Source organism: Enterococcus sp. AZ126, from assembly GCF_051714545.1.
GTDB lineage: Bacteria > Bacillota > Bacilli > Lactobacillales > Enterococcaceae > Enterococcus_L.
In genome coordinates, this window is the sequence record NZ_JBIOSB010000001.1 from 899,343 (window position 1) to 912,526 (window position 13,184).

The window sequence follows — 13,184 nt, forward strand, 5'->3', positions numbered from 1 at the left end:
TTGCTGGAAAAACGTGTTTTTACTTGTTTCTTCCCTATTTAATGGTACTATAAAAGTAAGAAATAACGAGGGGAGAGGATCAAATGGCGGCAAAAGAAGCCAGCTTTGATGTAACATCTGAAATGAACATGGAAGAAGTCAAAAACTCGATTCAAATTGCATTAAAAGAAATCAAAAATCGCTTTGACTTTAAAGGGTCAATTGCAGATATAAAGCTAGAAAATAACAAATTAGTCGTAGTTGCAGAAGACGACTACAAAATCGAACAGGTCAAGGATGTCCTATTTAGTAAGTTAGTAAAACGAGCAGTGCCTATTAAAAATATCCACTTCTCAACGAGTGAAAAAGCCCTCGGCGGTTCTGCTCGACAATACGGTGATTTAATTAGCGGTATTGACAAAGAGAATGCAAAAAAAATCAATGTTGCCATTAAAAACTCTGGTATTAAAGTCAAATCACAAATTCAAGAGGATCAGATCAGAGTTACTGGAAAAAGCCGTGACGATTTACAAAAAGTCATCACATTGCTTAGAAATTTAGATTTACCAGTAGAATTACAATTTACGAATTTCCGTTAATAAAAAAGCCATAACTAGTTGTAAACGTTCATTTATCAGCTAGTTATGCTTTTTTATTTCGTTCATTCACTCAAAAAATCAGATAGTTCATGGGAATCTTTTCCACTATTTAAACCAACGATCAAGCGAATTCGGGCTTTTGGTCCATTTAGTCCCCTAGAAAAAATAATCCCCATTTTCTTTAAATTAACGCCGCCGCCTTCATAGTCATAAATATCTTCAGCGATTCCGTTAGAACAGCGAGAAACTAACACAATAGGAATATTTCTTGCTAAGAGTCGTCGAAGCGCAGGCAGCGTTTCTGGCGGAAGATTGCCAGCACCTAATGCTTCTATTACAATACCATCTGTTTTGTCATTATCCACTAAATCAAACAAACTTCCGTCCATTCCTGCATAAGCTTTGATTACATAGACTTCACCTGCGACATCTTGAACATCACAAATTTCTTGCGGACGTACTTCACTGGCAAAAAATGTTCGTTCTTTGGCAATCATCCCGATTGGGCCAAATGTAGGCGTTCGAAATGTGGCTACGTTTGTCGTATGGGTTTTTGTCACATAGCGCGCCGTATGAATTTCATCATTCATCACAACAAGGACACCTTTACCATAAGATTCATCTGAACATGCCGTAAAAACTGCACTAATAAAATTATATAATCCATCTGTCCCGATTTCATTACTTGAACGCATGGCACCTGTTAAGACGACAGGAATTTTATTTTCTAACGTAATATCTAAAAAATAAGCGGTCTCCTCAAGCGTATCCGTTCCATGAGTAATCACTACACCATCGATGTTTTCAGTATACGCTTTCTGGATGCGCTGCTTCAATTCCAGCATTCGTTCTAAGGTCATATGAGGAGAAGGGATATTAAAGATCGGTTCTACGATCAACTCAGCTTTTCCTGCTAACAATTCTTCTTGGTCAAGCAAGGGATTCATGCTATTTGTTGTCACATTTCCATCTGCTTCTTTTGACATTGAAATCGTACCGCCCGTATGTAGCACTAAAATTGTTTTCATCTTTTGTCCTCCAGTGATCTTTTTTATAGATAAACTATGAATGTTCTGCTCAAAAAAGAGCCGAGGATCAAAAACTTCGGCCTTTTATCGTCATTTGTCTTAAAATACTTTTTTTAGTATACCAGTAGAAAGCATTTTTTCCTATCACTATCTGTTTAATTCGATTGCCAAAATTGTTGTATCAGTTGTTTTGTCCGTTCATGTGAATAAGAGGTTTGAACCTGATCCCAATGAGGTGGGAAAAAACGTTGAACACCTGTTGTTGAAAAACGTTGATCCAAAAGCAAAACAATTCCTCTATCATTTGCATCCCTGATAACTCTGCCTGCGGCCTGTAAGACTTTATTCATACCAGGAATTTGGTATGCAAATTGGAATCCTTGATTTTTTTCTTGATCATAGTATTTTTTGATCAACTCTTGTTCATGGTTGATTTGTGGTAAACCAACACCAACAATCGCTGTACCGATTAAGCGACTGCCTTTTAAATCAATTCCTTCTGAAAAAATTCCTCCTAACACACAAAAGCCTACCAATGTTTCTGTCGGTTCAAACATAAATTCAGCCAAAAAAGCTTCTCGTTCTATTTCATTCATTTTGCTTGCTTGAATTTTAGTTTTGATTTGAGGATTTTTTTGTCGAAAGCGTTCATAAATAATAGCCATATATGAATAGGAAGGAAAGAAAACTATATAATTTCCTTTCTTTTGCTGGATCATATTCGTCAGGCTTTCAATGATTTTTTCATAACTATTCACTCGTTCTTTATATGTCGTCTGAATATACTTTTCGATAACTAATAGTTGGTTTTCTTTTGGAAAAGGACTTGGGATTCGATAACGCAAACTTTCCTTGCCGCCACCCAAAATTTCCTGATAGTAATCGAGCGGCGTTAAACTCGCTGAAAATAAAATACTTGCTTTGCCTTTTTCTAGTTTTTGTTGTAAAAGATAGCTCGGATCAATACAAAATTGCTTGACGATAATGTCATGATTCTGACAGTCTACATAGGTACAATAATGATCATCATACCCTTCACTGATTTTAGTATAATTCAACAATTCAAAGTAAACAGGTAAAATCTGATTAAGCTCAGTATGATCTTGATTTTCTGGAAGCCATTCTTTTATTTTTTCAGCGAGTGAATACGCTACTTTGACAAGCGAATCAATCGGTGCATTTTGGTGTAAAAAATCTGTTTTTTTCTCATCACAAACTTGTTTGATCTTGTCGAATTCTTTTTCGATTTTATTGAGCGCTCGGATTAGCTTTGTTTGTTTTTTATCAAGCAATTGTTTTAGCTCGGATAGTTTATTTTTGGATAAAACAGCTGAATACATTTCTCTTGAACGATTGACTAGATTATGCACTTCGTCTACTAAAAAAACATTTTCTTTTGGTTCTGTCTGCTCTTCAAAAAAACGCCTTAAGTAAACAACTGGATCAAATAAGTAATTATAGTCGCAAATCACTAAATCACACCACAAACTAACATCTAAAGACAATTCAAAAGGACATAAGCTGTGTTTACGAGCATAAATCTCAATAATCTCACGGGTAAACTGATTTTCATTATTTAGTAAATCCCATAATCCTTCATTCAAACGATCATAATAACCATTGGCAAAAGGACAAGCTTCTGGCGTACAATTGCGTTCTGTTAAGAAACAAATTTTATCTTTCGCAGTTAAAGTGACACTCTTTAGCTGTAGCTCCTTATTTTTCATCGCTTCCACAGCATCTTCAGCTACTTGACGCGTGATCGTTTTAGCCGTCAGGTAAAAAGCACGTTCTGCTTTTTCTTCCCCAATAGCTTTTAGTGTGGGAAATAGGGTCGAAATCGTCTTCCCCGTTCCCGTTGGTGCTTCTACAAACAGTTTTTGATTACTTAAAATCGTTTTGTACACGGCAACCGATAGTTCTCTTTGACCAGCTCGATAATCGCCATACGGGAACGGTAATTTTTGTAATGATCGATTTCGAGTTTTACGCCAATTCGCTTTAAAAATCAGCCATTGTTCATATTTTTGTGTCAGATCATCAAAGAATATTTTTAGTTCATCTTTGGTATACTCTTTTTCCTGTCTCGTGATTTGTTCGGTCGTCGTCTGATAATAAGTCAATTGTAAAGTGATTTCATCTAAATCTTCTTGTTGGCAATAAATATGTCCATAACACATTACTTGATACCAATACATCTCTACTTGTTCTTCCAGCAAATCTGAAAATAAAGGTTCCGAAGTTTTGATTTCATCAATCACAGTTCTTTTTTTATCATCAATGAAAATACCGTCTGCGCGGCCTTCGATTATGTATGTTTGCTGATTTAATTCTATGTTGATAGCTAGTTTGATTTCTTTTTGATAATTTTCTCCAGCACTTTTCTGAAGCTTCCGATGGATTTTGGCTCCTTCTAACGCTGTATGTTCACTCGTGTGCCTAGCATCGATGCTCCCTCTTCTTAAAATAAATTCCACTAACCTGCGGACTGCGATTCTTTGCGTACTCTGCATGTTCGATCCCACCTATCCTCTCCTTATTATAGAACATACATTCGCAAAATAAAAGAGGGACTTGATAAACAATGATATCAGAAGGAACTACTTTACAAATGAAGGAGAATTCACAAAAATCGGCAAAACAATTTTCATGAATGTCACCCTCATTTCTCATAACCAAACGCCTCTATCTTGAATTATATATAAAACGTAATGATTTATTCAATCACTATTACTTCAATTTCAAAAGACAAATCAAGTAGAATAATCACTATTTATTTTGACATATTCATAACTTAAATCGCAACCGATCACCTCAAAATTTTCTGACCCTTGATTTAAATCAACGGTTAAATAAATGTCTTCATTTTCTTCAATGTATTTAGCAATTTTATTGATGTTTTGTTTTTCTTCATGGCTATTTGAAAAAATTGGATACTTACCATAAAAAATCTCTACTTTATTCTGATCAAAAATCAACCCTTTTGTTTTGCCAAGAGCCATCGCAATACGTCCCCAGTTAGGATCATGTCCAAACAACGCTGTCTTTACCAAAGGTGAATTGATGATCGATTTGCCCGCGTTTTTTGCTTGTTCTTTACTTTCAGCATTTTTAACGGTGACGAACATTGTCTTAGTCGCACCTTCCGCATCTTTTACAACATCCAATGCTAAATCTTTACAGATTTGATTCAACGCAGTTTCGAATGCTTTTTTTTCAACTGTATAATGACCACTAGCTAAAAACGCTACAGTATCACTAGTACTGGTATCCGTATCGATGCTGATCGTATTGAAAGATTGGTCAACTGAATTTTTCAACAGAGGATAAATTTCTTTTTTCTCTATTTTGGCATCTGTCAATATGTAAGCCAACATCGTCGCCATGTTTGGCTCAATCATTCCCGACCCTTTCACGATCCCTAAAATCGTCGCCTCACCAACTTTTAGACTTCGAACTTTAATTCGTTGATCTGTCGTCAAAATAGCATGAGCAAAATCTTCATAGTTTTCTTTCAACTCGATCGTTTCTACATCTAAAAATTCTTCAATCATTGCGATGGGTAATTGTGGTCCGATCACACCTGTAGAAGACGGGAGAATATTTTCTTTTTCAATCATCAGTTTTGTTGAAAGTTTTTCTAAGATTTTGTATTCATTTTCTCTACCCGTTTTGCCTGTTGCAACGTTAGCAATCCCACTTGTCACTACCACTGCTTGTAATTCAGCATTTTTCACGTGCTCTTTACCGATCGGGATACATTCACCGCAAAATGTATTCTTTGTAAAAACAGCTGCAGCATGACAAACTTCATCTGCTACGATCAATCCAAAATCTTTTCTCTTTTTCTTTATCCCAATATGCATTCCGTAAAATTTAAACCCCATTGGCCCTTTTTCATACACTTCCATCACTTACACCATCCCGTATATTCATAATCATCTGTATTTCACTAATTTTATAAAAGTATAAATCAAAGCGGAAGGTTAGTCAATGTATTTTATATCATTTATTAGCTAAATTAAGAATTTTAATTCAAAATTATGTATTTAATGAATATTAATTGCATAAAAAAACAGTATCTAGAATTCTCCAGATACTGTTTTTTTATTTTTGTCGACTTAGTTATTTTTACCAAAAATACGTAAAAATGCTAAGAATAAGTTGATAAAGTCAAGATATAATTGTAAGGCGAAGAACACTGCGATACCTGTTCCTGCTTGCCCGCCTGTTTCATTGTAGGCTAGGCGAATTCTCTGATTGTCATATGCTGTAATACCAGCAAAGATCAAAACCATCAAGATTGAAATGAAAAATGATACCGCATCGCTACGTAAGAAAAAGAAATTAACGACCATCGCAATGATGATCCCGATCAACGCGCTATATGCGGCGTGACCCATTGCAGATAAATCTTTCTTTGTAAACATCCCAACTAATGACATTGCACCAAATGTTGCCGCAGCACTTACAAAAGCACTCACCACTGTTGCTTGAGCGTATAGAAGTAGAGTAGCTGAAATTGTCACGCCATTTAAAATGGAATACAATAAGAACCCACTGACCGCTAAGCTAGGATTTTTTTGTGCTTTAAATCCTAAGAAAAAAACCAAGCCAATTTGTAAAATCCATAAACCAAAAAATAAAGCTGTAGAATGTAATAATGTCATCAAAACATTAGGATAAACTGTTAAAATCAAATAGGATACTAAGGCACTGACTCCAATTCCCATCGCTAAAAATGCGTAAATTTTTGAATAAAACTTATTCAAGCCAACATTGGCTACTGTTCCATTATTCATCTATTTTTCCTTCTTTCTCTTCTAAATCTACTAATGTAACTTGAGGGGGCTGAACCATTACGACCGCATCAAGGACACGATCCTCTTCCTCATTCACGGCTTCGATCGAAATCGTCACAACATCTTTCATTTTATCTACTTTGATCACTTCAAATTGAAATGTCAGTGTTTCATAATGAAAAACTGGCTCCACAAAATTCACAGAAAAATTGACCACATGAGATCCAGGCCCTGGTAAATGCTTTGAAATAGCACTAGTAATGATTCCCATCAGCATGATCGATGGTACGATTGGTTTGCCATATTCTGTTTTTTGGGCATAATCATGTTGGATATATAAGGGGTTGGCATCGTTTGTCAAGCCCAAATAAAGAAGTAACTCTTTATCTTCGATCGATTCGGTTAAAGACAGCGAATCGCCTTCCTCAATATCTTCGATGGTTTTGCCTAATTTTCTCGGTTTTCCGATATTCAAATTAGTACACCTCCACTAATGATAAGATAATTGTACCAAAATGACGCTAAAAGGCAAGTTAAAAAGAAGAAGCTTCAACAAAACACAAGAATATGCTATTGAGACTCCTTCTTCAAGATTATTTTTTCTCTTTTTTATAAAACACTTCTAGTTGTATTACTTAATAACGTTTCATAAGCTTGTTCAAATTTCTGAACATCGCCTGCTCCCATAAAGACCATTACAGCATTTTCATGATCTAAAAGCGGAGATACATTCTCTTCTTTAATAACTTGTCCGCCTTTTTGAATTTTGTTCCCTAGATCTTCGATTTTCACATCACCTTTTTGTTCTCTAGCAGAGCCAAAGATATCACAAAGGTAAACAGCATCCGCCAAATTCAAGGCTTCAGCAAATTCATCCATCAACGCAATTGTACGTGTAAAGGTGTGCGGTTGAAAGACAGCAATAATCTCTTTATCCGGATATTTTTGACGAGCGCCATCGATTGTCGCTATGATTTCTGTTGGGTGGTGAGCATAATCATCAACAATGATCATGTCAGAAACTTTTTTCTCTGTAAAGCGGCGTTTTACGCCTTCAAAGGTCAGCATCTCTTCTGCCACTTTTTTCATGTCTAAGTTTTCAAAATAAGCTACCGCAATCACGCCTAATGCATTCATGATATTGTGTTGACCAAACGCCGGTAAAACAAAGTGGCCAACAAATTTTTCATCATGATAAACATCAAAAGAAGAACCTTGTGTAGTTCGTTCGATATTTTTAGCTTGTATATCATCGTCATCTGCTAGTCCATAATAGTAAACTGGAACATCTGTGTTTAACTGGCGTAAATATTTATCATCACCATAAGCAAAAATTCCTTTTTTCACTTGTTTCGCCATTGTTTGAAAAGCAGAAAATACATCTTCAATACTCTTAAAATAATCTGGATGATCAAAATCAATATTGGTCATGATCGCATAATCTGGTGAATAAGCTAAGAAATGACGACGATACTCACAAGCTTCAAAAGCAAAAAATTCAGCATTTGGATCACCATGTCCTGTTCCGTCACCAATCAAGTAACTTGTTGGCGCGATCCCAGTCAATACGTGAGAAAGTAAGCCAGTTGTACTTGTTTTCCCATGCGAGCCTGTCACAGCTACACTTGTGTAAGGCTCGATGAAACGACCAATAAAATCATGATAGCGAATAATTTCTGCCCCTAATTCTTTTGCACGAACCAATTCCTCATGCGTATCAGGAAATGCATTCCCAGCTATCACGATCATTTCTTTTGTGATATTTTCTTTATCGAAAGGTAAAATAGTAATACCAGCTTTTTCTAAATCACGTTGTGTAAAGAAATACTCTTCCACATCAGAACCTTGCACAGTTAATCCTTTTTCAAACAATACAAGTGCTAATGAGCTCATTCCTGAGCCTTTGATTCCAACAAAATGGTACAATACGTTTTCTTGCTTTTTCATGATAATCCTCTTCTCTTACTGGCTATATGTAAAAATCAATTTCATTATTATATAAAAATCGTACGATTCCCATTATCGTACAAATTCAAAAAATAATCAACCCAAAACAGTTAGATAATTTTCTAAGAAATAAAGAGACTTCATTAAATATCAGTCACTGAAAATTTCAATACAGACTCTACTTATAGTAGGTTTCTTTAGCTCATATTAATATGTAGGAACTGTGACTGTATTTCACGATAATTTCAGAGCTGCTGAACCAATGTTTAGTCATTTTTACTCACCATCTTTTAGCATAACACCACAGATATAATGCATTATTATTCGACAAAAAAAGGGCTAGTATGACTTTCGGCTCAATACCAAAATCATACTAACCGATCAGTTAGTTATTCTATTTGCCATTTTCAAGCTCCTATCAATCGAGACAAAAACAATCGATAGACTTTTTGAAATACACTGATACAACTCTGTAAGGTTTTAACGTACATTTTCCTATTTAAAATACTGGCTGTTCTCTAGTTCCATGCTTGAATCTTCAATAATACCACTTAAGGACTTATCTAAGATACCTCGTTTTTTCTCATGTTCTGCTTCAGCTACTTTTTGACCATAGGCAGTTTGGCTTTTGGCATTTTCTTTCGCAGTTTTCAGTTCTTTTCGAGAGCGTGGTAATGTATGGCTGATATCTTCTTCTTTACCAAAGCGTTCCATATCGGGTTTGATTTGTTGGTATTGACGTCTTGTTACTGGTATTTCAGGTGAATCTTTAGGAATGTTGAATTTTTGAACTGTTGGGTCTTCATTTCCTTTCACTTGAAATGCTACTGGTTCATCGTCAAAAAGTAAATAAGAACTTTTGTCTTTTCTCATCGCTTCCGTTAATTCTTGTTCTGTCAAAGTGGGTGTTTTTTCTTCTGGGATGACAGAAGCTGGAATATATTTCGGTACAAAATAAGAGCGAGTATCATAGGTAAAATCCTTTGAGAATGCTGTTCTATTTTTGTTAGAAGTGTGCTGAGAACCAAAACCGTACGAACTTCTTTTAGGCATATTACCAAATAAATTATTCTTTTGCTTTGGTGATGCTGTTTTATTATGCGTCATCATATAATTTGGCAAATTAGATTTATGACGGGCTAATTCATCCACTTGTTCCTGACTATGAGAAACATGTTGATTGTTGGTTTTCGTCGGTTGTTTTTGAGGCACCGGCTGAGTGCTTATTGGCTCTATGATTGGTGTACTTTGCTGCGTTTGGGCTTGAGTGCTCATCTTATTGAGCATTGGCTCTTCTTGAAATAATGTGCGTTTATTTTCAGAAACTAATTTTACGCCTACCTCGTCATCATACGCCGGAAAACGAAAATGTTTTCTTTTTATTTGTGTTGGGTTTCCCATTCAAGTCATTCCTTTATTCTACTTTATTGTCAATTCTACCATAAAATAGTGGAATTCTAAACAAATTACCCTACTTTTTCTTTTTTCTCGTTGTAATTTTATCAAAATTTCTCAATGCATATAAAAAAGAGTCGTTGAAATGAAGTATAAAAACTTCCTTCAACGACTATTTTACTATTTAGTTTCTATGGGTAGATACGATTTAATAAACGTGGGAATGGGCTTGCTTCACGAACATGCTCAATTCCAGCTAACCAAGTAACCGTGCGTTCCAAACCTAGACCAAAGCCTGAATGCGGAACAGAACCGTAACGGCGTAAATCTAAATACCAAGAATATTCTTTTTCATCTAGATCATGGTTACGAATTTGTTCTAGTAGGTAATCATGATCGATTGCTCTTTCAGAACCACCGATGATTTCACCATACCCTTCTGGTGCAATCATATCCGCACAAATCACAACGTCATCACGTGTAGGATGTGGTTTCATGTAGAATGCTTTGATTGCTTTTGGATAGTTTAAAATGAAGACAGGACGGTCAAATGAATTGGCAATAAACGTTTCATGCGGTGAGCCAAAATCATCTCCCCACTCAATATCGTCAAAACCATTTTTCTTCAACAACTCAACCGCTTCATCATATGAAATACGAGGAAATGGTAGTTGTGTGTATTTTTTAAGGACTTCTCTGTCACGTTCTAAAATATCTAGGGCATGATCACAATTGTCTAATACGCTTTGAACTAAGAATGCGACATACTGCTCTTGCACTTCTAAACTTTCTTCTTGGTGCATAAACGCCATTTCAGGTTCGATCATCCAAAATTCGATCAAATGACGACGTGTTTTTGATTTTTCTGCTCTAAACGTTGGACCAAATGAGAATACCTTACCAAATGCTAATGCGGCTGCTTCCATGTATAATTGTCCACTTTGAGAAAGATAGGCTTTTTGATCAAAATAGTTTGTTTCAAATAAATCGGTCGTACCTTCTGCTGTACTGGCAGTTAGAATAGGCGGATCGATTTTTACAAAGTTGTTGTTATTGAAAAATTCATACGTCGCACGGATAATTTCGTTACGGATCTGCATGATTGCATGCTGACGAGACGAACGTAGCCATAAGTGACGATGATCCATCAAAAAGTCAGTCCCGTGCTCTTTTGGTGTAATTGGATAATCATGACTTTCACCAATGACTTCAATCCCTGTTACACCGATCTCATAACCGAATTTTGAACGGCTATCTTCTCTGATTTCACCAGTGATCCAAACAGATGTTTCTTGTGTTAAGCTTTTAGCTAATTGAAAGACTTCTTCCGGCACTTCACTTTTCACTACAATACCTTGGAAATAAGCTGTTCCATCACGTAATTGTAGAAAAGCGATTTTTCCGCTTGAACGTTTATTCGCGATCCAAGCACCTATTTTTACTGTTTCACCTATATGATTTTTTGAATCAATAATTTGAATTTGTTCCACGATCGTCTCTCCATTCATTCTATTCTTTTACCTATCCCGAATTAAAATATTGCTCTTGTTGATTTTTTCTCAATAAATAGTGCCATTCGTTTAGCTGCTTCTTTTAAAGTCTCTAAATCAGTAGCATAACTAATTCGAATATTTTCTGGTGCTCCAAATCCAGCCCCCGTCACAAGTGCAACTTGCGCTTCAGCTAGTAAATCATCCACCCACTTAGTAACATCTGTATATCCGCACATCGTTAATGTTTCTTTGATATTTGGAAATAGGTAAAACGCACCATGAGGTTTTTCCAATTTGAAACCTGGCAATGCTGCAAATAGCGGATAAATTTCATTTAAACGTGCTTCAAAAGCTTGTCTCATGAATTCAACAGTGTCTTGTTCACCGACCAATGCTTCTATTGCAGCATATTGACTGACTGCCGTAGGATTACTGGTTGATTGTGACGCAATATCATTCATTGCTGAAATAATCGCCTCTGCCCCGACTGCATATCCAATACGCCAACCTGTCATGGCATAACTTTTAGAAACCCCATTGATTATGATCGTTTGTTTTTGAATCGCTTCAGATAAAGTTGCGATTGGCGTAAAGTCAGCTCCATTATAAACCAGTCTACCGTATATATCATCTGATACGATCAGGACATTGTTTAAGACTGCCCATTCGCCAATTTTACGTAATTCTGCTTCAGAATAAATCATTCCTGTTGGATTAGATGGTGAATTTAAAATCAATAATTTCGTTTTTTCAGTTTTTGCCTCTTCTAATTGCTCAACAGTCACTTTAAATTCTTTTTCCTGAGCACATGAGATGAACACAGGGACACCTTCAGCTAATTTAACTTGTTCACCGTAACTTACCCAATATGGAACTGGGATGATCACTTCATCATTCGGATTCAATACAGCTTGAAAAAGAAGATATAAGGCAAATTTAGCACCATCGGTTATGATCACATTTTTTGTCTGATAACGCAACTGATAGTAGGTTTCAATATGTTTTACAACTGCTTCTCGCAATTCTTTGATGCCCGCAGAAGGCGTGTAATAACTTGCTTTTCCACTTTTGATGGCGTTAATTGCAGCTTGCTGGATATTTTTAGGCGTGGTAAAATCCGGTTCACCAACTGTTAAGCTTAAAATATCTTTCCCTTCAGCTTTTAAGGCATTGGCTTTCGCTGCCGCTGCCAGCGTAACAGAGGGTTCTAATTTTTGTGCACGTCTCGATATGTCCATAGTATCGCTCCATTCATTTTTTATCAGAAATAGTACTGTTCAGCACCAATAAATTCGATGATTTTTAACAATCATTAGCTTGCTTCATCAAATACTTCTTTGAGTGTGCTTATTTTTAGTCACCTATCATTTTAACCCTATCTCGTCAGACATTTTTAATGACCATGATTTCTTCGGCATTTTCAAATGATAGTAGATAATAATTTAATGATCCGTCATCCCCTTTTGTCACGACCTCCCAAGTGGGTTTGTCCTTATAAAGACCTAAGCTGATTTTTTGGATATTTTTTTCTTTATAGTCGGTTTCAATGATCTGGCGGATATTGTCTTCTGCCACACCATCTTTTTGATTTAAGACTGTCACGTTTTCACCGGATTTTGGAATAATCACAGCTAATGATTCTCCTTTATCGTCTTTACCTGTCACGCTGAAGTATGTTTTTTTTCTGGTAAACCAATAAAAATGATCGACTGTTTCTAAATGTGCCTGTTCCTTTGCGATTTCCGTTGCTTCTTTTTCCGCTTGTCTTCTTGGTTGCGTTGAGCGAATATAGAAAATACTAATCATCACAATGATCACTAATAAACTCGCAATTATGCCGACTAAGATTTTGATTTTTCTTGATTCATTTTGATCTTCTTGTTCTTGCAATCGACTCGCCCTTTCCAAACTTACTGGCTACTATTATAGCAGAAAATCAAT

Annotated in this window: 11 protein-coding genes; 1 reads left to right on the forward strand and 10 read right to left on the reverse strand. The window is 36.0% G+C overall.

Annotated elements, in window-relative coordinates:
• Positions 1 to 83 precede the first annotated feature (83 nt).
• On the forward strand, positions 84 to 578 hold the full coding sequence (locus IGI43_RS04460; protein WP_438756629.1) for a YajQ family cyclic di-GMP-binding protein: 495 nt from the start codon (positions 84 to 86) through the stop codon (positions 576 to 578).
• 62 nt (positions 579 to 640) lie between these two features.
• Here IGI43_RS04460 and IGI43_RS04465 read toward each other — a convergent pair whose 3' ends face one another.
• The 10 genes from IGI43_RS04465 to IGI43_RS04510 form a co-directional block, all read right to left on the reverse strand.
• Entirely contained in the window at positions 641 to 1,606 is a 966-nt protein-coding gene (locus tag IGI43_RS04465; RefSeq protein ID WP_438756630.1) for an asparaginase, read from the reverse strand.
• A gap of 155 nt (positions 1,607 to 1,761) precedes the next feature.
• Positions 1,762 to 4,119: an ATP-dependent DNA helicase gene (locus IGI43_RS04470; RefSeq protein ID WP_438756631.1), complete on the reverse strand. Its 2,358-nt coding sequence runs from the start codon at positions 4,117 to 4,119 to the stop codon at positions 1,762 to 1,764.
• A 240-nt stretch (positions 4,120 to 4,359) separates the two neighbouring features.
• Positions 4,360 to 5,517, reverse strand: a complete 1,158-nt coding sequence (gene argJ / locus IGI43_RS04475; protein ID WP_438756632.1) for a bifunctional glutamate N-acetyltransferase/amino-acid acetyltransferase ArgJ — start codon at positions 5,515 to 5,517, stop codon at positions 4,360 to 4,362.
• 210 nt (positions 5,518 to 5,727) lie between these two features.
• Positions 5,728 to 6,408 carry a Bax inhibitor-1/YccA family protein gene (locus IGI43_RS04480; protein ID WP_438756633.1) on the reverse strand — a complete coding sequence of 227 codons (681 nt, stop codon included), beginning with the start codon at positions 6,406 to 6,408 and terminating at the stop codon, positions 5,728 to 5,730.
• A complete protein-coding gene (locus IGI43_RS04485; protein ID WP_438756634.1) occupies positions 6,401 to 6,883 on the reverse strand; it encodes a MaoC family dehydratase in 483 nt (160 codons plus the stop codon). Before IGI43_RS04485 ends, IGI43_RS04480 begins: the two co-directional genes overlap by 8 nt.
• A gap of 134 nt (positions 6,884 to 7,017) precedes the next feature.
• The gene (murC, locus tag IGI43_RS04490; RefSeq protein ID WP_438756635.1) at positions 7,018 to 8,355 is read right to left on the reverse strand and encodes a UDP-N-acetylmuramate--L-alanine ligase; all 1,338 of its coding nucleotides are present in this window, start codon (positions 8,353 to 8,355) and stop codon (positions 7,018 to 7,020) included.
• Between the two features lie 495 nt (positions 8,356 to 8,850).
• On the reverse strand, positions 8,851 to 9,756 hold the full coding sequence (locus tag IGI43_RS04495; protein ID WP_438756636.1) for a hypothetical protein: 906 nt from the start codon (positions 9,754 to 9,756) through the stop codon (positions 8,851 to 8,853).
• Positions 9,757 to 9,941: 185 nt separating this feature from the next.
• Complete coding sequence (gene asnS / locus IGI43_RS04500) at positions 9,942 to 11,240, reverse strand: asparagine--tRNA ligase (protein ID WP_438756637.1); 1,299 nt, start codon at positions 11,238 to 11,240, stop codon at positions 9,942 to 9,944.
• Positions 11,241 to 11,281: 41 nt separating this feature from the next.
• Positions 11,282 to 12,481: a pyridoxal phosphate-dependent aminotransferase gene (locus IGI43_RS04505; RefSeq protein WP_438756638.1), complete on the reverse strand. Its 1,200-nt coding sequence runs from the start codon at positions 12,479 to 12,481 to the stop codon at positions 11,282 to 11,284.
• Between the two features lie 145 nt (positions 12,482 to 12,626).
• Complete coding sequence (locus IGI43_RS04510; protein ID WP_438756639.1) at positions 12,627 to 13,133, reverse strand: cell wall elongation regulator TseB-like domain-containing protein; 507 nt, start codon at positions 13,131 to 13,133, stop codon at positions 12,627 to 12,629.
• Between the last annotated feature and the right edge of the window lie 51 nt (positions 13,134 to 13,184).

Excerpts from the sequence above, each read along its gene's own strand:
- IGI43_RS04460 (WP_438756629.1), top strand. The coding sequence starts at position 84 with ATGGCGGCAAAAGAAGCCAGCTTTGATGTAACATCTGAAATGAACATG.
- IGI43_RS04465 (WP_438756630.1), bottom strand. The coding sequence starts at position 1,606 with ATGAAAACAATTTTAGTGCTACATACGGGCGGTACGATTTCAATGTCA.
- IGI43_RS04470 (WP_438756631.1), bottom strand. The coding sequence starts at position 4,119 with ATGCAGAGTACGCAAAGAATCGCAGTCCGCAGGTTAGTGGAATTTATT.
- argJ (WP_438756632.1), bottom strand. The coding sequence starts at position 5,517 with ATGGAAGTGTATGAAAAAGGGCCAATGGGGTTTAAATTTTACGGAATG.
- IGI43_RS04480 (WP_438756633.1), bottom strand. The coding sequence starts at position 6,408 with ATGAATAATGGAACAGTAGCCAATGTTGGCTTGAATAAGTTTTATTCA.
- murC (WP_438756635.1), bottom strand. The coding sequence starts at position 8,355 with ATGAAAAAGCAAGAAAACGTATTGTACCATTTTGTTGGAATCAAAGGC.
- IGI43_RS04495 (WP_438756636.1), bottom strand. The coding sequence starts at position 9,756 with ATGGGAAACCCAACACAAATAAAAAGAAAACATTTTCGTTTTCCGGCG.
- IGI43_RS04505 (WP_438756638.1), bottom strand. The coding sequence starts at position 12,481 with ATGGACATATCGAGACGTGCACAAAAATTAGAACCCTCTGTTACGCTG.